The organism is Heyndrickxia vini (assembly GCF_016772275.1).
Lineage (GTDB): Bacteria > Bacillota > Bacilli > Bacillales > Bacillaceae_C > Heyndrickxia > Heyndrickxia vini.
This window is the reverse complement of sequence record NZ_CP065425.1, coordinates 450075-472885: the sequence shown is the minus strand read 5'-3', so window position 1 is coordinate 472885 and position 22811 is coordinate 450075. Positions and strand designations below refer to the sequence as shown.

The following is a 22811-nucleotide window of genomic DNA, read 5'->3' as shown; positions in this document are numbered from 1 at the left end:
GGGGAAGCAATCTTATAGAGATTACAACCCTAAGTGTTAATTTTCTTATTTAACCTGTAACTCGATCAATCGGTTGCCTGCTTTCACCTGATTTTCAGTCGTTAAGACTGAATGGTAATGCTCATGGTTTGTCACAACTACTGGTGTTGTTAATAAGAAGCCCGCCTCTTTAATTTTGTCTATATCAAACTCAATAAGCAGTTGCCCCTTTTCAACGCGAGCACCTTGTGTTGTATGGGCGGAAAAATATTTCCCATCCAACTGGACAGTATCCATTCCAATATGAATTAAAATTTCTGCACCTTGATCGGTTGTAATCCCAATCGCATGGTTGGTTGGAAATAATGCTGAAACCGTACCAGAAGCAGGTGAAACCAATTTACCTTCTGACGGTTCAATCGCGACACCTTTTCCAAGTGCGCCCGATGCAAATGCGGCGTCTTTTAGTTCAGATAAAGATTTAACATCACCAGTAAATGGACTTGAAATGATTTCATTTTTCAAATGACCTGTTGCTTGTTTTTGTGGCGTCGTCGGTGCAACAGCTTCTTCATGCTTTTTTTCTTTTCCGCCAAATAAGGCAGTTAGAATATAACCTAGAATGAACGCTACTAAAGCTCCGATGGCTGCCCCCCAAAGGTCCATTGTAATTCCTTCTTTTGGATGAATAAAGCTCGGGAAGGCAAATATGCCAAGACCACCCATAATATATCCCTTTACCTTAAAGGCACCGATAATTCCTCCGCCGATAGCAGAAGCGATACAGCTAATGATAAACGGTCTTTTTCTTGGAAGCGTAATACCATATATCGCCGGCTCTGTCACACCAAAAATACCGGAAATAAACGCTGGAATACTTAAAGATTTTAATTTTTTATCTTTAGTTTTAAGCATAATGGCAAGGACTGCCCCAATTTGTGCAAATGTAGCTCCAAAAATTAATGACAAGATTGTATCTTGACCCATGACCATTATATTATTAATTGCAATCGGGACAAGGCCCCAGTGCAGACCAAAGATAACGAATACTTGCCAGAATGCTCCAAGGAAAATCCCTGCAATAATTGGACTTAAACCAATTAACCAAAGGGTAAGTTGTCCGATAAGCTGTCCTGCCCATGTAGCAATTGGTCCAATGACAATGAATGTAAGCGGAACTATGATAAGTAATGTGAAAAATGGAACTAAAAACATTTTTACAACATCAGGAATAACCTTTTTCAACCACTTTTCAAATTTCGCTGCAACAAAGGTTGAAATAATAATTGGAATTACTGATGAAGAATAAGACATTAATATGACTGGAATACCTAGAAACGTGATATGGACTGGTGATTCAAACATCGTTCCAGCAAATAAGGTGTATAACGGATCACCTGCCATTAACCCCGATAGCGTTGGATAGACTAACGCAGCCCCTATCGCCATTCCAATAAAATGACTTCCCCCAAATTTTTTCATTGCAGTATAGCCAAGGAAGATTGGGAAGAAGTAGAACAAGGCATCGCCAACTGCATTTAGAATTTGATACGTTCCGGATTTATCACTAATCCAGCCCAATGCGACAAATAAGGAGTTAAATCCTTTAATCATCCCTGTTGCTGCTAATACCCCTAATGTCGGAGTAAAGATACCAGAAATGATGTCGATGAAACTATTAAACACGCCTTGCTTTTTCTTGTCTCCCTCTTCTTCAACTGGTGATTGATTTTGAAAGCCGCCGATCTCTACAACTGTTTTATACACATCAGGCACATGATTGCCGATGACCACTTGATATTGTCCACCGCTTTTCATGACCGTAACGACGCCTTCCATATTTTTGAGAACCTCTGTATTTGCTTTCCCCTCATCTTTTAATTTAAAGCGTAAACGGGTAATGCAATGGACAACACTATTTACATTTTCTTTGCCGCCAACATTTTCAATAATGTCTTTAGCTAGTTGTTCATATTTCATCAAATGACCCTTCCTTCTGTTATCATTTTTCAACTAAAAAACCTGAACTAATCTGAATACACATAAATATGCCTTTTCAGATTAGTTCAGGTTATGCCCAAAGAGGTTACATTCCTAAACGAAGTTATTAAATTTGTATGGATGAAGATCCGCCTCCTTATTAGAAAAGCTCGCCGCTGGACAGCATTGAAAAATAAAAAACCTAAATTGCACACGTCAATCAGCGACGGAGCAATTTAGGTTTAGCCTGCATGACCAGTAACAATCCTAAAAGAATTTATGATTTAATTTAAATTTATTGTAACAGCGCTTTCAATGGATGTCAACGCTTTCATAAAATGTATTTTAGGCTTTTTCCTAATCGGATCCTTCCTTCATTTTTTGACGGTTTGTAACTCGATGGATGTGCACCGTTAAATAAACTTCTTCATCTTTTGTTAATTCCCAATTAAATTGATTGTTTAAATAAGCGGCGATTTTTTTCGTACATTCAAAAGCATTTGGATACTTTAATTGAATTTGATCAAAAAAGAACGGATCGACGGTCTCATCGAGTTTTTCTTTGCGAACAAAGCGAACAGCAAAGAAGCGAAGATGGGTTAAAAACCGTTCGTAATTCACTGAATTCTCGTCTAACTCCATTTTGAAATGATATTTTACGATATTCAGAATTGTATTTACCATCTCAGTAATTTGAACAGCCGCCGCCATGTTCTCGCCTGATAACTGACTATTAACTAAATGAAGGGCAATTGAAGCAGCCTCGTCCTCTCCTAATGTTATGTTTGTCTCGTTTTCAATAATCTCGAGCGCCTTTAGTGCAATTTGATACTCCTGCTTATAATATTTCCGAATTTCCCATTGCAATGGATTTTTTAAATGAATTCCTTGTTTATATCTGCTAATCGCAAAGCTTAAGTGATCAGTCAACGCAACATATAAATATTCATCTAGTTTGTAAGGAAGATGAGACTGTGCGTAGTCCATAATTTTTGAAGCGATGTTCAAATATAGTTCAGACGTATCCCTCAATAACCTTGCAAGCTTTTCTGAAATTCCTTGCGTCTCCAAAACAAAGGTCTTCTCAACTTTAGCAGAATCAAAGATTTCCCCGACCTTTTTTTGAAAGGCCAGTCCCCGGCCCATGACGACAATTTCCTGATTGCATTCGTTTTCAGATATAACGACATTATTGTTTAATATCTTTTTAATTTTCATTTCCCACTCGCCCTTGATTAAAATATTTTTAAATCAAAAACAATAAGAAAAGCACAAGCGCCTTGCTCATCGACGTACGGACTGGAGGGACTTCGACTGAGATAAAGGAAACACGATGAGCCCAAAAGGGCGAATCGATGTTGACTTATCGTAGGGAGGAGTCCTGAAGTACGCTAGTCGATAGGCGCTGGAGCTAGACATTGCAGATACTTTGTACTACTGCTAACACAATAAAATTTGTACTTTCTTACCTCAACAAAAAAACCTAAATTTGATAATAAGAATACCATTAAAGATATCCCTTCACAAACTTAGGTTTTGCCTGCCGAACAGTAACAATCCATATTTAAGTTGTATATACTTTGCTCTAATTTTAGCAATATTGCCTTATATCTGTCAATAATACATTACCTCAGAACTATTTCCTAGTAGAATTTTTCTAAAGCTATCATCGTGAAGAATTGTGTCCAGATGAATGCTCACTTCTAAACTGCCTTGGGGTTATACCAATGAATTTTTTAAATACCTTTATAAAATAGCTTTGATCATTAAAATTTAGCCATGTGCTGATATCAGATATCGGATGTTTTGTCAGAACTAGTAGTTTTTTGGCTTCTTCTATTCGCTGCTGTTGTATATATTCGCTAATTGGTATACCTACTTCCTTTTTAAAAAGTGAGGATAAGTAATTAGGGCTTAAACAACACAGTTCTGCAAGATTATCAAGTGTAATGTTTCCATAAAGATGATTATAAATATAATGCTGACATTCGATAATCGGTGCAGAATATTTTGCTTCATTTAATTGATATACTCGATTGGTAAAATCTTTTATGGCTTCTTCGGTCACTTTTAATATTGCCTTTAGATTCCCTCGTTCTTCTAGTTTTTGAATATAGAAATCACTTAATGTAAATGCCGTTTCATCATTTAATCCGCCTTCTATGGCTGCTCTGCAGACTAGAGCAATTCCCGTTATCATTAAATTTTTTTCACTTCTTAATCGATTCCGCTTCGATAATAAGCCTAGTTCTGCTTCACCAACAATGGAGTAATCAAAAATATCTTTTAATTTATCGATGCGTCCATTTTTGACATAATCTAGCACAACCCTCTCATATGAAAGATTGGAATGAAAGAGAAAATTCCTTCTACCTTTAGATAGCTCAAGATCTAGGTCTGCTACTTCTATCAAATCAGGGTTCAAGTCGTGATTGTTTTGTACGACAAATGTTTTATCTAATTTTTTTCGATAAATTAAATAATACATTAATAAACTAATCGCCAGCAGTTGCTGCTTATCCATAATGGGCACAGATTGATAGTATTCAATAAGTTTCCTTTTATTCAATCCCCCTTTAAAAGCGTCCATAATTTTGTTGATATCTTCATCAGATATTTTTGATTCAAGGACCGGTCCGACAATAATTGTACCTAAAAAAAGTTGGGATTTTTTTAGATTTATAAAGAAAAAGTTCAAATTTGAATTGGTAAAAAAAATAGGAAAATCATTTGGGTCATCTTCATACGTGTATACACTTATCTGTTCCTTAATAGGCGCATAATACGAGTTTTCCCGTAAATCACTTTTCGAAAGTTCATATTCAAATTCACCAAATTGATTTATAAAATATACGGATATTTGGTGGGATTTATAAAACAATTCACATATATATTGTAAGTCTGCTAAGTTTATCTCCATCTATTTCATTATCTCCTTCAAATTTATTCCATTAAATAAATACTATTAATCGTAAGATAATACAATATATTTAACATTACAAGCGATAGAATAGTTGATGTACTAAATAATAAACAAGGGGAGATATACATGGAATTATCAAATAAAATTGCTGTTATCACTGGAGCAGGAAGCGGTATTGGAAGAGCGAGCAGTTTAAAACTTGCAAGTGAGGGTGCAACTGTTGCATTAGTCGATTTCAATAAAGAAACAGGGGAAGAAACATTAAATTTAGTAAAAGAACAAGGTGGCGGATTAAGTCCATATAATTGTGTAAAAAGAAAAGAGTCATTTTAATCCCTCTTGGAAACAATGTTTTCAACGACGATAAACAATGAAAAGAGGAATATAAAATGACCCAATTACAGTTTAACCTAGATATGGATCTTTTAAAAGAATCTGTTTTGAATTCCAATATTGACGCAGTTATTAAATCAGCGATTGTTTTAGTTTTAAATGAGTACATGGAAAAGGAAAGAGATGATTATTTACATGCGGACGCTTATGAACGCTCTCCTGAACGTCTAGATTACCGCAATGGCTACTATGAAAGAGAACTAACCATGAGTATCGGTAAAATAAAACTAAGAGTGCCTAGAACTCGAAATGGGGAGTTTTCATCTTCCGTTTTTGAAAAATATTCTCGGTGCGACCAGGCTTTAGTTCTCTCTATGCTGGAGATGGTTATCAATGGGGTTTCTACCCGTAAGGTTACGCACATAGTAGAACAACTTTGTGGCGAAAATATCTCGAAGTCATTCGTTTCTTCCCTTACTCAGAAGCTTGATCCTATCGTCAATGATTGAGGTAAAAACTACTTTTAAATATAACATACTATCCATTTGTTTTTTTGGATGCAATGTATATAAAAGTTAGAGAACATAACCGTGTAGTCTCTAAAGCTGTTTATATTGCCACAGCTATTACGGATCACAAAAAGCGTGAAATACTTGGTCTAAGTGTAGATCACGCTGAAAGTTTTGAGAGTTGGAGCCATTTTTTTAAACAACTTAAATCACGAGGTCTTCAATCTCCAAAGTTAGTGATTTCAGATGCTCATCAAGGACTACAAAAAGCCATTCAACGAGAATTCATTGGAACTAGCTGGCAAAGGTGTAACGTACATTTTAAACGAAATATCATTGAAAGACTACCTAAAAAAGACTCCGCCGATATTCGAATGATGATAAAGCGTATTTTTGAAGCGGTCACTATCGAAGACACCCGGAAATGTAAAGAGGAGCTGATGGATCAGTTTGGTGAAAATTCTAAGTATAAACAGGCACTCTCTATTTTAGATGAAGGGTTCGAAGATACCATTCAATACATGGAGTACCCGGAAGATATACGATGCCACATTCGTAGTACAAATTCTCTTGAACGTTTAAACCAAGAAGTACGTCGAAGAGAAAGAGTTATCCGTATCTTTCCAAATACACAGTCTGCTTTTCGGTTAGTTGGAGCTGTTTTAATGCATTATCAAGAGACCGTATATTCAAAACAAAAATCTATTAAGAGATAGCTATGTTTCATTTTTAAGGTAACTTCCATTCTTGGATTATTCCATATCCAGTCAAGGCTATCAAAGGAAAACCACCTTTGACACCCTTGACTGGATATGGAGTAAAAGACCCATGGAAGTTTCGCTAAAAAAATGTAAAGGGGAAGGATTAACCCCAAATATCATAACAGGTTGAAAACATTGTATAGGATTTTACACAATATTAAGGACTTGACTAGGTGGCGAAGGAATCTTCGTTCAAGCAGATGTTTCAAAAACCGAAGATGTGCAAAACTATGTAAATAAGACAGTAGAAACATATGGCCGCATTGATATATTTTTCAATAATGCAGGTATTATTCAAAAATTCGCTCCATTCACTTCAGTAGAGGAGTCCGAATTTGATCGTATTATGGCTATTAATGTAAAAGGAGTCTTCCTTGGAATGAAATATGTATTAAAAGTAATGGAAGGACAAGGAAGCGGTTCTATTATTAATACTGCTTCTACTGCAGGGGTTCGTCCTGAACATAGCGTAGCTGTTTATTCTGCGAGTAAGCATGCAGTAGTAGGATTTACAAAAGGCGCTGCAATGGAATATGCAAAAAAAGGAATCCGCATTAATGCCCTTTGTCCCGGCGGTGTGAGAACTGCTTTAACAACTGGTGTTGAAGCACAATTTGCAAAAGGCGGTTACGTGCCAGACGAAGTTTCCAATATGAGAATGGGCCGTTACGCTGATCCGAAAGAGCTCGCAGAAATGGTAGCTTTCCTAGCTTCAGATAGAGCAAGTTATATGACTGGTTCAATTGTTCTTGTAGATGGTGGATTAACATTATAATTTAAAATATAAATAACTTACAGGACATTACATATTTTCTATGACAATATGTAATGTCCTTTCTTATTCCATAATCACGCTCTTTGACGACAAAAGGAACATTTTCTTACAAGTTATTAATCAACAAACCGGCCCGTTTTTTGCGATTGGAGTTTTTTTTAAGAAAAAAGCATTAGTAAAGTAAAAAGTAATGCTTTATTTTGATTCCTCAATGAAGATACCCCTTACATATTCTTACCTTCAAATATTCCATCCAATGGGAAACGCCCCGTCCCCATCATTGAAGTCTTTATAGTCATTTTATTTGTACGATTAGACAAAATTTCGATTAGTTGTTCTGCCATATATGCAGGGGTGTATTTAAACCCGCCATTTACCCATTCAACAATAAGTCCAAAAATAGCATAAGCATTATAACTAGCAAGTAATTCGGCATTTATTCTTTCATTTGGTCTTATTTCTACTTCTAAATCAGATTGTGCCAATTGTTTTAAAACATTACAGATGCGATTATGAAAGCCTGGTAAAACATTTGAGTTTATGATAATTGTGTAAAATTTTGAGTATGACTCGACATGCTCAAAAATTTTCACAGTCGACGTTGTAAGCTCTTCTATAGTAAATGTATCCGTATGAAGGTATGGTTCTCTATACGAATGTACGAGATCTTCCATTACATCATCAATCAGTTCATTTAATAGATCTTCTTTCGTTTCGTAGTGTTTATAGAACGTCCCTCTGTTGAGATCCGCTGATTGAACGAGGTCGGTGATTGAAATTTTTTTAAAATCCTTTTCTCCCATTAGTGTAATCAATGCATTCTTTAACGCTTTCGTTGATTTACTAATTCTTCGATCATTTTTCATAACAAAACACCACCTAAACGTCTATTATTCTTCCCGTTTTCAACAATTCCATGATGTTATGTATGTTTATCAACATTTCGGGATCCTTTTGCATATTGATACTCACATTATAGAACATTAAGCTTAAAGTGTACAAAAGATAAAACCATATAGGGGGCTAGTGAGATGAAGCTTGAAGGAAAAGTAGCCGTTGTGACAGGTGCCGCATCTGGTATGGGAAAAGCCATTGCAGAATTGTATGCAAAAGAAGGTGCCAAAGTCATTGTTGCCGATCTTAACTTAGAAGGTGCAGAAGCAGTTGTAAAGGGCATTACTAGCAATAATGGTGTCGCTAAAGCAGTGAAAGCAAATGTTGCACAATTACAAGATATCGAGAACATGATTGATACAGCCGTTAATGAATATGGGACGTTAGATATTCTTGTCAATAATGCCGGAATTATGGATGGATTTGAACCTGTCGGCGACATTACTGATGAAAGATGGGATTTAATATTTGATGTGAATACAAAAGGTGTTATGCGTGCAATGCGCAAAGCGATCCCTATCTTTTTAGAAAAAGGAAAAGGTGTCATCGTAAACGTTGCTTCTACTGGCGGATTAAACGGTGCACATGCAGGTGCCACATACGGTGCATCCAAACATGCAGTCGTAGGTCTTACAAAAAATACTGGCTACATGTATGCCACCCAAGGCATTCGTTGTAACGCCATCGCACCGGGTGGAGTCGAAACCAATATCGCTGCTTCAATGAAGAGCATCAATGAATTTGGTTTTGGTCGTACGAAGCCAGTACAAGCAGTTATGCCGAGAACAGGCAAACCAGAAGAAATCGCGCAAGTTGCCCTCTTCTAAGCTTCTGATGAATCAAGCTTTGTTAACGGCACTGTGCTTACTGCAGATGCAGGCTGGACTGCGGCGTTTTAATTTATGCAAAAATGCTTGGAGTCAGTTCACAACGACTCCAAGCATTTTATTTTAAAAAAACTTAGCGAATTTTCGCCTTACGAAAACCATCATATACATTAATTGCAGCAGATATAATAAAGATAAAACTTCCTCCCCCAACAATCCACGTTTCCAATTGATTAGATGAAATGGTAAATAGATCAGACATATACACAATGAAATCTTGGTTTAATAAATTTGGCTGTACTAATACGACTATGAAGGCAATTGTTCCAATCAATTGAACAGCAAAATTGAATATCGCCGTTTTTTTCGTCCACTGTCCTTTATTTAATTTATAAAGAGCCAATGCGATTTCAGCCACAATTACAATGAAAACAAGAGGGCCATAGTGAAGTAATACATCTTGATTAAATGCAGGTTTTATAAAATCCAGCCTGCCTTCGCCACCTCGGTATACGCCTACAAGTTGATTTGCATAAAAATAAACGGTTCCCCAAATTGCGGTCCAAAATAAACTTCCAAACACTTCCCATTTCGTGATTGCCTTTCTCTTCGGAATATAAGAAATGTTTTTCAAATCATCCGGGTTCCATTTCATCTTTCTTTTCGTAAATGGTTGACCTTCTTTTCCTTTATCGGTTCGTTCAATAATTGCGAAAGTAAGTGTTAACCAGAAAAAGACTTGAATACCAGCTTCAATGATTCCCCATACTCCTTCACCGAAAATATGGAAGAACACATTAATGAGGGCTTCATCCCCGCTATATTGAATAAAATAATCGACAATGTTCGAGATTAATGTAATCATCATGGCAATCGGCAAAATCATTTTTAACAATGTAATATATACATCATAATAGTGTGGACCAATGAGGTGCATCGGTTGATCACGGTATCTGCTTGCGAGTACTGCGGGATTTCCCAGCTTTTCTAGAACCATCTTTACATCTTTCTCACTGTAATCGTCCGGCAACATATCCTCAATTGTCGATCGTAGCTCAAGCGCAATATCCTCACGATTTTTTTCAGGCAGCCTCCGAGTCACTTCATGAATATAAATGTCAATCAGATTCATTGTCTTCCTCCCCTTTTAATAAGCTATAGAGCTCTTTCGAATTCTTTATCCATTCTCTTTTTAATTGCATAAAGATCTCTAATCCATAGTCACTTAAAACATAATACTTACGGGGTCTACTCTCAGATGTATCCCAACTGCTCGACACTAACTCCTGTTTTTCTAATCTGCGAAGCAATGGATATAATGTACTTTGATCAATGGCAATGCCCGAATCCTCCAATAACTGTACAAGTGAATATCCATATTGCGGTGTCCGTAATTGACTTAACACGGCTAGTGTCAATGTTCCTCTCCTAAGCTCTGTCATTAATGAATTTAATAAAGAACTCATTCACCCACCTCATTTAGTTTTACTATATGTCATACAGTATTTATCTTATACTATGTATCGTACACTATTGTTGTTACAATAGCAATTGAATTGTGTGATTTTTTCGAAAGGTTTGATTTCCCCCAAAGATATAGATATTATGCGTGTTTTTGGAGTGGTACCCTCCTTGGCTTGAGGTACTTCTTTCGCTAAAATGTTGCTTCATGTTTCTCATAATCGGCTCTGGAGGTACTTCTTTCGCATGAACGCTGTTTCTTGTTCCTCATAATCTCCCTTGGCGGTACTTCTTTTGCTTAAACACTGATTCATGTTCCTCATAATCGGCTTTGGCGGTACTTCTTTCGCTTAAACCCTGATTCATGTTCCTCATAATCCGCCTTGGCGGTACTTCTTTCGCTTAAACTTTGATTCATGTTCCTCATAAACTGCCTTGGCGGTACTTCCTTCACATTAACTTTGATTCATGTTCCTCATAATCTGCCTTGGCGGTACTTCTTTCGCTTAAACCCTGTTTCTTGTTCCTCATAATCCGTCTTGGTGATACTTCTCTCGCATGAACACTGTTTCATGTTCCTCATAATCTGCCTTGGCGGTACTTCTTTCGCTTAAACCCTGTTTCTTGTTCCTCATAATCCGCCTTGGTGGTACTTCTTTCGCATGAACGCTGTTTCATGTTCCTCATATATGATAAGAACGAAACATCTCCATTGAATTCAAATAGTTCACGAAAGAACAATTGTTTCGCACTCACTTTATGGAAATAAAAAAAGCATCTCCTGTTTATACAGAAAACGCTCCATTTTACATCCAATGTGTTGGCATCGTTAAAGAAGAAGGTAATTTTGTTTGTTTATCACCTTTGGCCGCATTCACCTGCGCTTGGGTTAGAAAAATACTCCCTGTTAAATCAGCACCGCTTAAATCGGCATCTCTAAAATCGGCGCCAATTAGATCCGCCATTCTCATATCAGCGTTTCTGAGATCTGCCGCTATTAGGAGGGCCCCCCTTAAGTTTGCCCCCCGAAGGTTAGCACCTTTTAAGTTCGCACCCAGCAAATCTCTTTTTAAGGATTTGCTCCTTTTTCCTTGAGAAGCTTTCGCTCGAACGAGTTCACTTGTACGGAGAAGCAACTCATTAATCATTACTCGATGAGCTGGTACATCAAGCTCAATAATCGATCTCGGGCTAAAATTGGTTAGCTTTTCCGTTTCTTCAATAGCAATCTCTAAGTCTTTATAAATAGCTTTCGTTTCTTTTAAACTGCGGGCTTCATACAAGTAACTAAGCATTTCATGAAGCTGCTGCATAATCGGAAAAACTTCATACATTTCCGCTGCTGTTTCAGGATGATTGCGCCAATCATTCCCTCCATATGTGATTTGAGATACTTTTTGACCTGCACCAAAACATTCATATACCGTACAACCTCGATATCCCTTATTTCTAAGATTGTTATGAATAGTACATCGATAATCTGAATCTAAATTGGAACAAGGTGTTCCACCTGCCTTATCCTTGGCAAAGTCAGCAGATTTGGCATATGGCAAAGCCACACAGCACAAGCCAAAACAATTTGTACAATCTGCATGTAATTGATGATTGGTTTCACTTTTTTGTTGTAGAGACAAAACTTACACTTCCTAATTTTTATTTAAATAGCATCAGTACTCCGGTTAAAACACTCATCCACAACCGTTACTTGTTTATTTAGTCCTATTTTATCTGTCTGTTTAACTACAATATAACATTTAGAATTGTTTAATTGCTATATGAATTTTACTTTCCCGATTAGGACAATTAAAAGGTGAAAGGGGTTACAAAAGGTATTGACCTTCCACAAAGAAGTTGATATTATTTGTTAAAAGATTATAACAATTTTAGGATTGTTACTGTTTTGCAGGCAAAACCTAAACTATACCTTTCTACAGGTACTAGTTTAGGTTTTTTTATATTTCAGCCTAATAAAAACACCGAGCTTATTTTCCACTTACTTTAAATGCTCCAAAAAACATTGTGTGAAATTATGTAATATCGAACTACAAGTGTAATTAATAGCTAAATACTTTTATATTTTTAATAGAAATAACGGATGTATATAATCGTTAATCTATTAGGAAATCATTTAAAACCGCGGGAGGGAAATCTAATGATTAAATTAGTGTTATCTGATATGGACGGAACGTTCTTGAATAATAGTGGTGACTTTAATAGGGAGCTATACAAGGATGTAAAAAAGGTAATGAAAGATAAGGGCGTTGTTTTCGCACCTGTTACCGGAAAGCAGTGCGAGCGCGTTGAGGAATTATTCGGAGAAGATGCAGATGATTTGTGGATACTAGGTGATAGTGCAACTCGAATCAAACATAATAAAGAATTTGTTTATGAATGTCTTCTTAGTAATAAATTAGGATTGGAAATTATTCGCTTACTTGAGGAGATTAGTCTCGAACATACAATTATAGCCTGTACAAAAAACGGTGCGATAGTAAAGGAAAATTTATCACATGAAGAAGCAGCTATTGTTAGAAAGTCCTATGCCCAAGTAAGCCATGTCTCTGATTTTAATGAAATAACTGACGATTTTGTTAAGATTACGATTCATGATCCATTGTTGGGATGTATGGAAACAAAGGAAAAATTATCTCCATTTTTTCAGTCCGCTTATATTGTTGCTTCGGAAGCTGCTTGGATTGATATAACCAACGTTAATGTTCACAAAGGCACTACTGTAGAACAATTACAGCAGTTATTACATGTCACTCCTGAAGAAACAATGGTATTTGGAGATGGGTATAACGATATTGAACTAATGTCTCGTGGCACATACAGCTTTGCTGTCCGAAATGCAGTTCAAGAAATAAAGGATGCGGCAAATTATATTACCCGTTCCAATGAGGAAGATGCTGTTTTAAAGACAATTCTTCATATATTATCTTTGCAATAATGAAAAAAAATGTACAAAACCCCAAGTTTGTGAATCGTATATAAGTGCATTCGTTTAGCAAAATGGGGAAGTCTTTAATAGACTTCCCCTCAGAAAAAAGTGTTAATCCTTCTCCGATTTTCCGCTGATTATATCATCAAACGGTGTATAACGATTACTTGGTAATTTTCTTTTTCTCTTAGCCTTAACAATAATCATTCCTACAATAAGCACGATAAAAAAGATAAATAAATAGACCATCCTTTTCACCCTTTCGGAAAGAAAATCATTATTCAAGCAAATATTACTTTTTATAGCATTTTACTCATATTGTACCAAACGACTCCTCCATGCTCGGAGTCCGAAACGCCTTCGTTGTTGTACCCCATTTTTTCGTAAAACTTAATTAAATTTTCCTTACAAGTGAGAGTGATTGTTTGACGTTTTTTCTCCCGAGACTCTTTCTCTAAATGCATAAGTAATACGGAGGCAATCCCATGTTTTTGAAAATGTGGGTGCACTGCTAATCCTAAAATACTTTGGTGACCGCCTGAAGCTGGATTTTCCTTTATATTGCTAAACAAATCATCAGTTATATAGGATGTGCTAATGACAGGACCATTAATTATACCAACAAGCACTCCGTCCTCTTCTGCCACAAAAAAAGTATCGGGAATGAGTTGAATCCTTTTTCTAAATGCGGTTTCTGTTGCTGCTTCATCTTTTGAAAAACAAAGATGTTCAATTGCTACAAGTTCAGATAAATCATCTATTTTAACATTTCTTACATTTAACAAATTTACATCCCTCCGAAGATTTCCTGATGATAAGTCATGTTATCTATTTGAAGTTTTTGATTCACTCAAAATACTGATAATATTTATTAACCCAAACTGAATGACAATCTCGAAAATAATAAAATATAAGTGAAATGTATAATGGTAGAATAAAAATAGGTAAAGCGCGCTAAATGGAACACTTATAAAAATGCTTCCCCATTTATTTTTTGAAAAGAAATATACAGATAGCGAAATGATCATACCTATAATAATCGCTTCTAACACAATAGGTACAGTTAAATTACCATAAAATACTTCTGAAAAGTACATTTGGATCACCTCAATTATTCGATGAAGTAATCGTAACAGTATTTTCAAAAAATAACAAATACTTTAATTAAATAAAGACTTAACCAAAACCCAGGTTAAGTCTTTACCCTTTCGATTTATTGCTGTGCTTCCCATTTTGAAACTTCTTCTCGCACCCTCGGGGCTACTTCTTTCCCTAATAGTTCAATAGCTTTCATCACATCATCATGTGGCATTGTTCCCACTGGAACATGCAACATAAAACGTGTGATTCCTACGTTCTTACGAAGGTGGATAATTTTTTGTGCGACTGTTTCAGGATCTCCTACATAAAGGGCTCCTTCAAAGCTTCTTGCTGCATCGAAGCTGTTTCTATCATAATGACCCCAGCCTCGCTCACGTCCAAGCACATTCATTGCTTGCTGAGTAGAAGGGAAAAATTTATCAGCAGCCGTCATCGTATCCTCCGCAATAAAGCCGTGAGAATGGGATGCTACAGGAAGTTTCGAAACATCATGACCAGCTTGGGCTGCTGCCCGCTTATAAAGCTGTACAAGTGGAGCAAAATGTAATGGACTACCACCAATAATCGCCAGTACAAGCGGTAAACCAAGCATGCCTGCGCGAACGACAGATCCTCTCGTACCGCCGCTGCCAATCCAAACACGCAATGGATTTTGCACAGGTCTTGGGTAGACACCCAATTGATGAATAGCAGGTCGATGTCCACCTCTCCAGGATACAATTTCTGAGTCGCGCAATTTCAACAAGAGTTCGAGCTTTTCATCGAATAACTCATTATAGTCATCTAAATCATACCCAAACAAAGGGAAAGACTCGATAAAAGAACCCCGTCCTGCCATAATCTCCGCTCGTCCATTTGAAATGGCATCAAGTGTAGCAAAATCTTGAAATACTCGAACTGGGTCAGCTGAAGATAGAACTGTAACGGCACTTGTCAATCTGATTCGTTCCGTCCGTGAAGCAGCTGCAGCAAGCACAACTGCTGGAGAGGATGCCGCATAATCTTTCCGATGATGTTCTCCCACACCAAAGATATCCAATCCTACCTGATCTGCTAAAACAATTTCATCCACTACTTCACGCAATCTTTGTGCGTGACTAATCACTTCACCGGTCTCTACATCCGGCGTCGTTTCCACAAACGTACTTACACCTATTTCCATTTATTTATACTCTCCTTCGACTTAAAGACATTTAATTGATGTAACCTATTATATGTTTTTAATAGGTACAATACTATTTATCAGACTTAGGGATTATTCATACTTATATGTTCCACTAAAAAAAACGACAGATTCCTGTCGTTTCGATCTTCGCATATGCACATTTATTCTGAACTAGAGTCTTCAAATGTAATTATTATGTTACTTTTTCGATTGAAAAAACACTTTCATCATTGGCGGAGTCACAATTGTTGTCACAAGAATCACAACTACAATAGCCGCAAATAAGTCGGGATTAAGCAGCTTCGATTCGATACCGATCGTTGCCATAATAAGTGCAACCTCTCCACGGGACACCATAGCAGATCCTATGCCTAATGAGCTTTTCCAACCAAATCCGGAGAATTTCGCGCCGAGTGAAGCCCCGATTAATTTCGTAAGAATCGCCAAAATACTTAGCCCAATGATGAGCCCAATATGCTTTGAAATCCCCGAAAATTCTGCGGTTATTCCGATTGACGTAAAGAACACTGGTACAAATACAGAGTATCCAATCGTTTCTACCTTCTCAAACACTTCATCCTTAAATTTTGTTACACTAATTGCAACACCAGCGATATACGCGCCAATAATCGCAGCAACGCCCGTATATTCCGCTAAGTAGGCAAAGACAAAACAGATAATTAATGCAGATGAAATAACGGTTTCTGTTACCTTTAATGAAGAGAATCTATTTAAGAACCACGGAACTACTTTCCACCCAACAAGAATCGCACCGATAAAAAACACTACTTTCTTTAAAATTACCGTTGTTAAATGAACGTCTCCTCCCATGAAACTCATTAAGAAAGCCAATGCAATAATCACTACGACATCATCAATGACCGCTGCCCCTAGAATCGTCGTTCCTTCACGGGTTTTTAACTGGTTCATTTCCTTTAATGCCTGAACAGAGATACTAACACTTGTCGCCGAAAGGAGTAACCCTAAGAACCATGATTCCATCGTAGATAAATGCAATAAGACACCCGCTACATAACCTAAAACAAGTGGCAGAATAATCCCACCAAGTCCGACAAATGTAGATGCTTTTCCAGTTCGCTTGAATTCTTCTAAATCCGTTTCTAAACCGGCAATAAACATCAGTAAGATGACACCCACCTGGCTAATCTCAGCTAATGTATCCGTCTCATTAATGAATCCTAAAACCGACGGTCCGAGGACAATTCCAATTAACAGTTTGCCCAAAACCGCAGGCTGTCCTAATCTAACACTTAGGCTACCTGCCAACTTCGAAGCAATAATTATGATTGCTAATTGAAGAACTAATTCCATGAACATTACCACCTTCCATAAATTTCTCTAATAACCCTAGATTCGTGTTTTTAGTTTTCGCCAAATTTTCCGATTAAGTCAATCTCAAAAAAAACACAAAAAGAGCCTGTCACCAAGGACATAGTTATCCCTTGGTGACAGGCTCCTCCAGAGTCGTTCATATTTGATTACTATTATTATACCATAAATACATGAAAATGTAATCGATTTTTACCTTTTTCCAAAAAGACCATCAAAAGGAACGAAGCTCTTTCCTCTTATATTAGTTCATACATCCCATCAAACGAGGCAACTCGTCAATCTCTTTTATTTTCAACCAAAAGATGATTGCATTCTTGAATAATGAATTCCATGTAGGCTAATGCTTCTTTTCGTCTCTCAAAAATGGATTTGTAAAAGGATTTTTTATTCCCTTTTCGTAATCTCATCGATTCATTGATAATCTTATACCATTTTTGGGGAACAGTTCTTAATGCATATTCTCCAGCACCAACTTTTGTGGTAATATCCTTTTCCCGGAATGTATAAAAAAGACGGGATACTCCTAATACGCCCCATTCAATCATTCCTAAATTAAAAAATATCCCAATGTATTTTAAAGTGAGGAATTTTTTACAATCATTCGTCCAGCCACGCCAATATGTATTTAGATTCATGCGCATATTTTCTATTAAGACATCCCAATTCACATCAAAATTAACATTTTCAATTTTTTCTCCTTTTACGGTAATTCCGTATTTTTTTAATTGAAATGCATCAATTGAGTTATGATCAAACTTCTTAAATCCTTGCAACTTTCCATCATTAAAATAGGGACATAAATTGGTAGTTTTGCTCACAGTTTCTAAATCATCCTTAAGAAGATACAATCCATCTAAAATCGAATGAGGAAATCCTTTTTGCATTTCATGATGTATTTCCTTCAAAATATGTATCTCTGCCTCATTCATTTCTCGTTTCATAACGGCAATGAAATCAATATCACTTTGTCCTTCATAATATTCCCCTAATGATGTAGACCCATAGAGATAATAGGATTCAAGTAAATGGGGTAATTTCGACACAAATAAATCAAAATACACGTTTAAGACTTCTTTTATCCTTGTTGGAATATGATTCATTTACTTTTCCTCCGTTAGATTTTAGAAACTTATTCTCCCCAAATGAATGATTATTCTAAATTTATTGTACATCAATAGATTCATGTGTGGTATAATTATCCAATAATTTTTAGGAGGATTAATGCCAATGGAGGAATCTTTTTTTATATTCTTCATATTTTTTTTACTGGTAGTAGGGGTCCTGTCATTTGCTCTTTTTATTCGAAGATTGCTAATTAATTTCCAAGTAAAAAATAACCAATTAAACGAGATTAATAGAAATTTAGAAAGAATGATTGAATTACTTGAGGATAAGACAGATTGATTTTTATATCGATTTTGTCAGTTTTCAAATTTCTGATCAAGTAATATAATTTCCAAATTGAGAGAGGGTTTGAATATGTCTTGGGTATCTGTTTTTACTTCTACTTTACCTTTACTTGCAATTCTTTTTTACGTTGTTCCGATTGTATTTGTATCTCAAGAGGCATAGTAATGAAATGAAATACTTTCTTTTGAAAAAAGTCCTTCGAATAAAGAAGGACTTTTATATTTCTTTCCTTTTGCGACTTTCAAATAAACCGCTGCAAAACCATTCCCTTTCCGTTCCTCACTTCTACTTCAGCAAATGCACCATTAATAAAAGTGATTTGCGGTGGGACATGACCACAATCGATGTCATATATAATCGGTACTTGTAGTTCATTAGATAGCTCTTCATAAAAATCTTCAGCTGTGTAATTTTCAACTGGGTGATTGGCCGAACTTCTGCCAAACATGACTCCTGAACAGTCTTCAAACCAGCCGGCAAGCTTCATTTGAACGAATGATCGTCGTAAATCAGTAGTTGTCGATTCACAATTTTCTAGGTACCACACGATTGGTTCGCCATTCGTATGTTTTTTTCGAAAGTCCGCCACATCACCGTATGGAGTTCCGATTAAATGGCGAATACTATCAATACATCCGCCAAGCAATCGACCTTGTATTTTCACGTCCTTATCCGAGGTTATTTTCCACTCTGTTTCTTCTGTTAAATGAAAAACATATGGGGATGGGTTGTCATGTTGCCATTTCTTTTGAAACTTGTTAGAGGAATATTGACGTACTTCTTCCCCGGCTTTTGTGGATAAAACCGTTTCCCACATCGCGGTTGTCTCATCTGTCAATTCCCCTCTTAAGTCGATGATATTCGTTCCATGGGCTGTTGCTATTCCCGTTTTTAATGTGATGGCCATTAATAGAACACTAAGATCTGAATAACCGAGCACCCACTTATTTTTCATTTGTTCAAAATCAATGTATTCGAGGATTTCGATTAATAATTCTCCACCCCATGGCGGTATAATCGCTTGTATTTTTTCATTTCGTATCATTTCAGTAAATTCAGCCGCACGCTTTTTCGCAGGTGCTGATTTTGCTTTGTCCTGTGTCCAAACAGTATCACCGCAAATAGTTGTATAACCTTTCTGCTCCATACGTTTACATGCCGATTTAATCAAATCATGTAATTCTTCTTCCACTCCCGATGAAGGAGCTGTGATGCCAATTGTTGCTCCTTTTTCTAAAATGGGGTATTTCATATAAAAAACCTCCTTTAAAAGATGAATAGAAAGCTACATTCTGGAAACATTAATTTCGAGGTGATGAAAATGAAAAAAATAACAATTCTTTTTGCATGCTTGCTCGTGTTCGGAAATGCTTCCATCGTAATGGCGGAACCAGCTAATCAAGGTCAACAAAATAAAATGACCGCAAACTTCAATAAAATATTCGCTGAAGTCGTTTCTCCTTATATGACGGAAGTCGTAAAAAAGGAAAATGGCGAGAAGGCAACTTGGACACTAGACAAAATGCAAAAATTAACAATTAACAACAACTTCTCCGTCAAGCCTCCAAAGAGAATTTATGAGGTGAAAATGACAATCAAGGTAACTGACCCTGCAAAGAACCAACCACATATCGATACGGTCCTTTTAAAGGTCGATCCACAGGCTGAACAAGGTCAAGCCGTAGAATTAATCGAATACATTCATTCTGAAAAATAGGGGGCAATTGGCCTCCTATTTCTATGCTTTCATTTCACTTTAGAGTCACAATTTAACGTTGAGGTTAGAAAATCTTGCCTGCTTTCGATATAAAGATTCCCTAACTCCCTCCTTCTTTGTTGTGCTTTTTCGTGTAACTCGCTCCCCCTTATCCCCTGTTCAATCGCCTCATACTGTTCCTTACTCTCGTACTCCCAAATCGCAGTAATTTCATCTTCGGCTTCATTCACCCATCGGCCGATTAATTTTGCCCCATGGTTCAGTTGATTTGGATAAAGATAACGATGAAAAAACTGATTAAAATCATTTAATTTTTCAGGTTTAATTTTGTATGTTTTTCTTCGATATATCATTTTTATTTCTCCTTTACTACTATTCTAACGAGAAATAATAAACACCCCGCCACAATGCGATATCGCGTGAAACTCACATTTGCACACATCACTTAAAGCTAATGCAATTTCTTCATTAACGAAATAATACTCATCAGGATCCCAGTAAGCTAAACTTTCCTGCCTACAGTCCTCCAGCTTTTCACGTGTTTCAAAAGCGATATCTCCAATGTAAATCTCCCCATGATCATTCAGTAATGGAAGCAGTTCCTTAATGAACGCCACCTTATTCTCGTCTGTTAAATGATGTAATGCATAGGTGCTGATAATCGAATCATACCGTTTCACTTTAATCTCATCTGGTAAACCTTGTGAAAAATCACATTCTATTAAATGTGCATGAGGCATCTTTTCTTTAGCAATTTCAATCATTTTCGCGGAAAAATCGATTCCGTCAATATGTTGTCCATGTTCATATAATTTCGTTGTTAAAACTCCTGTTCCGAACCCAATATCCAAAATATGAGACGAAGGTTTTTGCATCACTTCATTAAAAATTGTATTAAGAATCTCTTTGTAGCCAGCAAAGGGATACTGATTATTTTCCTCACTTAGTTGAACTGTTTGATCATAATCATTTGCCCATAAATCAAAACCTTGCTTACTTAACATGCAACTGCTCCTTTCAATCCCAAACCTGATCTAATTTATCTGAGTAGAACTTAATCGCTCGTTTATAAGTTACCAATTGGGGATCATTCGATGTCTCTCCTATAGATTTTAAAAGAATTTCCATCGCTTGATTATGGTCTTTTAGGTTGTACAAGGTCATCGCGTAAAATACCCGAATCGCATGGTTATTTGGAAATAACTCGATACCTTTTAAAAATGTACGTTTTGATTTTTCATATTCACCTAAAGTCCGATACGTACTTCCTAAGCCTAGCAATGCCCCTTCTAAATCTTCCCCTTCAAGTCCTAATGAAATTGCCTTTTCATAATAAGGAACAGCTTCACGTTCTTTTCCTAAAACATCAAAACTCCACGCACATTGATAGTTTATTATAGGATCATCGGCCTGCTCTTTAGCTAATCGAATCAGTAATTCATTCGAATCTATTAAATGTCCCTCTTCCCTTAGTTGGATTGCTTTTCCCAATTCGTGTTTCATATACATATTTTGCCTCCAAATTGAAAGATCTATATGCATCTGGCGCTTCCCTATACATATTTGCCCTTCTTCTCGTAAAATCTATATGCATTAAGGCGTTCTTATACTTTTTTAACTTTTAACTTAGGGAAATTAACGCTTCATTTCCCCTTTCGGTATTACATATTACTAATCTCATAATTAATCCATTCATCATTCGTTTGCTGACCGCCCATTTTTTCATATAAGGACTGACCTATTAGATTATCATATGCGGTTTGCCATGACATTGCCGCATAGTCATTGGCCTTTGTATAGGCTAAACTTTCTTTAAATAATTGCTCTCCGACCTTCAATCCCCTCATTGAGGGAGCGACAAATAAATCATTTAATATCGCAACTTTCTTCACCCTTGTCGTACTAAAAGTGAAGTATAATGTGGAGAACCCGACAAGTTTTCCTTCGGATTCCGCAACAAACTGTACGCCAACTTCGGGGCTTTCCAATAAATGCTTAATTAGATTTCGAAGGTCTTTCTCTTCCGGCCGTGGTCGTTTATAAAAATCAACGATGTATTGAAACATTAAATCGATTAATTCATCGATATCCTCTAGATATACTCTTCGAATCGACAAATGATTCATTCGACATGCCTCCCCGGTTAATTTATCTCGTTCAATTTGATGATTGTACAGAAATTTGAACACGAACCTTCTGATTCAATACTTTGCATACTGCCTTTTCGAGATCAGCTTGAAAGTGTTTCCTAATCCAGTCTGCTGAGAAATCATTCGCCGCACGTACGATCATTTCATTTTCGCTTAATCTATCGATTGTTGCTTTACTAAACCACGTTTTAATCGCATTAGGTTCGAGAGATAACTTCAATTCATCTAGGACTTCTTCCCAAAGCCCGACTTTTTCTGTATGTATTTTTTTTGAATGGGTCAATGTTCTCGCTCCTTTCAAATTACGTTTACCATTCTCCATATCTCTAGTACACTTCAATAATTTTGCTACATCATACATTCGACAATATGGTGGATTATTCCTTTTTCCTACGATAAGAAAAGGATTTGTTTACACTTTTCAACAATCCACATTTTCACATCTGTTAAAAATTGTTCAAAGCTGAACAAACTTTTATACTTTGAATTATGATAAACTTATATAGCAGATAACCTTGAAAAAAGGAAAGAG

Annotated in this window: 22 protein-coding genes and 4 pseudogenes; 7 read left to right on the top strand and 19 right to left on the bottom strand. The window is 36.5% G+C overall.

The features are described from left to right. Nucleotides 1-45: 45 nt before the first annotated feature. The 3 genes from I5776_RS02480 to I5776_RS02470 form a co-directional block, all read right to left on the bottom strand. Nucleotides 46-1959: a beta-glucoside-specific PTS transporter subunit IIABC gene (locus tag I5776_RS02480; RefSeq protein ID WP_202778813.1), complete on the bottom strand. Its 1914-nt coding sequence runs from the start codon at nt 1957-1959 to the stop codon at nt 46-48. Between the two features lie 357 nt (nt 1960-2316). Beyond that, nucleotides 2317-3177, bottom strand: a complete 861-nt coding sequence (licT, locus tag I5776_RS02475; protein WP_202778812.1) for a BglG family transcription antiterminator LicT — start codon at nt 3175-3177, stop codon at nt 2317-2319. A 448-nt stretch (nt 3178-3625) separates the two neighbouring features. Further along, the gene (locus I5776_RS02470) at nt 3626-4879 is read right to left on the bottom strand and encodes a helix-turn-helix domain-containing protein (protein WP_202778811.1); all 1254 of its coding nucleotides are present in this window, start codon (nt 4877-4879) and stop codon (nt 3626-3628) included. A gap of 129 nt (nt 4880-5008) precedes the next feature. Here I5776_RS02470 and I5776_RS02465 point away from each other — a divergent pair. The 3 pseudogenes from I5776_RS02465 to I5776_RS02455 all read left to right on the top strand — a co-directional run. After that, nucleotides 5009-5170, top strand: a pseudogene (locus I5776_RS02465) (SDR family NAD(P)-dependent oxidoreductase); the annotation flags it as partial. 101 nt (nt 5171-5271) lie between these two features. Beyond that, nucleotides 5272-6440: pseudogene (locus tag I5776_RS02460) on the top strand (IS256 family transposase). A 217-nt stretch (nt 6441-6657) separates the two neighbouring features. Continuing rightward, nucleotides 6658-7260, top strand: a pseudogene (locus I5776_RS02455) (SDR family NAD(P)-dependent oxidoreductase); the annotation flags it as partial. A gap of 224 nt (nt 7261-7484) precedes the next feature. On the opposite strand, the gene I5776_RS02450 reads toward I5776_RS02455, so the two are convergent. Then, nucleotides 7485-8126 (bottom strand): TetR/AcrR family transcriptional regulator, encoded by a 642-nt coding sequence (locus I5776_RS02450; RefSeq protein WP_202778810.1) that lies wholly within the window; start codon nt 8124-8126, stop codon nt 7485-7487. Between the two features lie 165 nt (nt 8127-8291). On the opposite strand from I5776_RS02450, the pseudogene I5776_RS02445 reads away from it, so the two are divergent. Next, nucleotides 8292-9053: pseudogene (locus I5776_RS02445) on the top strand (SDR family oxidoreductase). 61 nt (nt 9054-9114) lie between these two features. Here the strand turns inward: I5776_RS02445 and I5776_RS02440 are convergent. The 3 genes from I5776_RS02440 to I5776_RS02430 form a co-directional block, all read right to left on the bottom strand. Continuing rightward, nucleotides 9115-10113: an HAAS signaling domain-containing protein gene (locus tag I5776_RS02440; RefSeq protein WP_202778809.1), complete on the bottom strand. Its 999-nt coding sequence runs from the start codon at nt 10111-10113 to the stop codon at nt 9115-9117. After that, on the bottom strand, nt 10100-10447 hold the full coding sequence (locus I5776_RS02435) for a PadR family transcriptional regulator (protein WP_202778808.1): 348 nt from the start codon (nt 10445-10447) through the stop codon (nt 10100-10102). Before I5776_RS02435 ends, I5776_RS02440 begins: the two co-directional genes overlap by 14 nt. Nucleotides 10448-11248: 801 nt before the next feature. Next, nucleotides 11249-12076, bottom strand: coding sequence for a pentapeptide repeat-containing protein (locus I5776_RS02430; protein WP_202778807.1), 828 nt, complete (start codon nt 12074-12076; stop codon nt 11249-11251). A gap of 518 nt (nt 12077-12594) precedes the next feature. On the opposite strand from I5776_RS02430, the gene I5776_RS02425 reads away from it, so the two are divergent. Continuing rightward, nucleotides 12595-13392, top strand: a complete 798-nt coding sequence (locus I5776_RS02425) for an HAD-IIB family hydrolase (protein WP_202778806.1) — start codon at nt 12595-12597, stop codon at nt 13390-13392. A 102-nt stretch (nt 13393-13494) separates the two neighbouring features. Here I5776_RS02425 and I5776_RS02420 read toward each other — a convergent pair whose 3' ends face one another. The 6 genes from I5776_RS02420 to I5776_RS02395 all read right to left on the bottom strand — a co-directional run bounded on the left by I5776_RS02420 (nt 13495) and on the right by I5776_RS02395 (nt 18102). After that, complete coding sequence (locus I5776_RS02420; protein WP_202778805.1) at nt 13495-13632, bottom strand: DUF3951 domain-containing protein; 138 nt, start codon at nt 13630-13632, stop codon at nt 13495-13497. 50 nt (nt 13633-13682) lie between these two features. After that, on the bottom strand, nt 13683-14168 hold the full coding sequence (locus tag I5776_RS02415; RefSeq protein ID WP_202778804.1) for a GNAT family N-acetyltransferase: 486 nt from the start codon (nt 14166-14168) through the stop codon (nt 13683-13685). A gap of 39 nt (nt 14169-14207) precedes the next feature. Next, complete coding sequence (locus tag I5776_RS02410; protein ID WP_213085693.1) at nt 14208-14480, bottom strand: hypothetical protein; 273 nt, start codon at nt 14478-14480, stop codon at nt 14208-14210. Nucleotides 14481-14596: 116 nt separating this feature from the next. Continuing rightward, nucleotides 14597-15646: an LLM class flavin-dependent oxidoreductase gene (locus I5776_RS02405; RefSeq protein ID WP_202778802.1), complete on the bottom strand. Its 1050-nt coding sequence runs from the start codon at nt 15644-15646 to the stop codon at nt 14597-14599. Nucleotides 15647-15847: 201 nt separating this feature from the next. Next, nucleotides 15848-16981, bottom strand: a complete 1134-nt coding sequence (locus tag I5776_RS02400) for a cation:proton antiporter (protein WP_202778801.1) — start codon at nt 16979-16981, stop codon at nt 15848-15850. 296 nt (nt 16982-17277) lie between these two features. Next, the gene (locus I5776_RS02395) at nt 17278-18102 is read right to left on the bottom strand and encodes an aminoglycoside adenylyltransferase domain-containing protein (protein WP_202778800.1); all 825 of its coding nucleotides are present in this window, start codon (nt 18100-18102) and stop codon (nt 17278-17280) included. A gap of 127 nt (nt 18103-18229) precedes the next feature. On the opposite strand from I5776_RS02395, the gene I5776_RS02390 reads away from it, so the two are divergent. Beyond that, nucleotides 18230-18406 carry a DUF4083 family protein gene (locus I5776_RS02390; protein ID WP_246483885.1) on the top strand — a complete coding sequence of 59 codons (177 nt, stop codon included), beginning with the start codon at nt 18230-18232 and terminating at the stop codon, nt 18404-18406. A gap of 247 nt (nt 18407-18653) precedes the next feature. Here the strand turns inward: I5776_RS02390 and I5776_RS02385 are convergent, their stop codons facing one another. Further along, nucleotides 18654-19664, bottom strand: a complete 1011-nt coding sequence (locus I5776_RS02385) for a S66 family peptidase (RefSeq protein WP_202778798.1) — start codon at nt 19662-19664, stop codon at nt 18654-18656. A 69-nt stretch (nt 19665-19733) separates the two neighbouring features. Here I5776_RS02385 and I5776_RS02380 point away from each other — a divergent pair, with 69 nt between their 5' ends. After that, nucleotides 19734-20129 carry a DUF3888 domain-containing protein gene (locus I5776_RS02380; protein WP_202778797.1) on the top strand — a complete coding sequence of 132 codons (396 nt, stop codon included), beginning with the start codon at nt 19734-19736 and terminating at the stop codon, nt 20127-20129. 29 nt (nt 20130-20158) lie between these two features. Here the strand turns inward: I5776_RS02380 and I5776_RS02375 are convergent, their stop codons facing one another. The 5 genes from I5776_RS02375 to I5776_RS02355 all read right to left on the bottom strand — a co-directional run bounded on the left by I5776_RS02375 (nt 20159) and on the right by I5776_RS02355 (nt 22562). Continuing rightward, complete coding sequence (locus I5776_RS02375; protein ID WP_202778796.1) at nt 20159-20482, bottom strand: NIPSNAP family protein; 324 nt, start codon at nt 20480-20482, stop codon at nt 20159-20161. A 24-nt stretch (nt 20483-20506) separates the two neighbouring features. Beyond that, on the bottom strand, nt 20507-21133 hold the full coding sequence (locus I5776_RS02370; protein WP_202778795.1) for a class I SAM-dependent methyltransferase: 627 nt from the start codon (nt 21131-21133) through the stop codon (nt 20507-20509). 13 nt (nt 21134-21146) lie between these two features. Continuing rightward, nucleotides 21147-21632, bottom strand: coding sequence for a tetratricopeptide repeat protein (locus tag I5776_RS02365; RefSeq protein WP_202778794.1), 486 nt, complete (start codon nt 21630-21632; stop codon nt 21147-21149). A gap of 158 nt (nt 21633-21790) precedes the next feature. Then, a complete protein-coding gene (locus I5776_RS02360; protein ID WP_202778793.1) occupies nt 21791-22255 on the bottom strand; it encodes a GNAT family N-acetyltransferase in 465 nt (154 codons plus the stop codon). A gap of 31 nt (nt 22256-22286) precedes the next feature. Beyond that, a complete protein-coding gene (locus tag I5776_RS02355; RefSeq protein WP_202778792.1) occupies nt 22287-22562 on the bottom strand; it encodes a DnaA N-terminal domain-containing protein in 276 nt (91 codons plus the stop codon). Between the last annotated feature and the right edge of the window lie 249 nt (nt 22563-22811).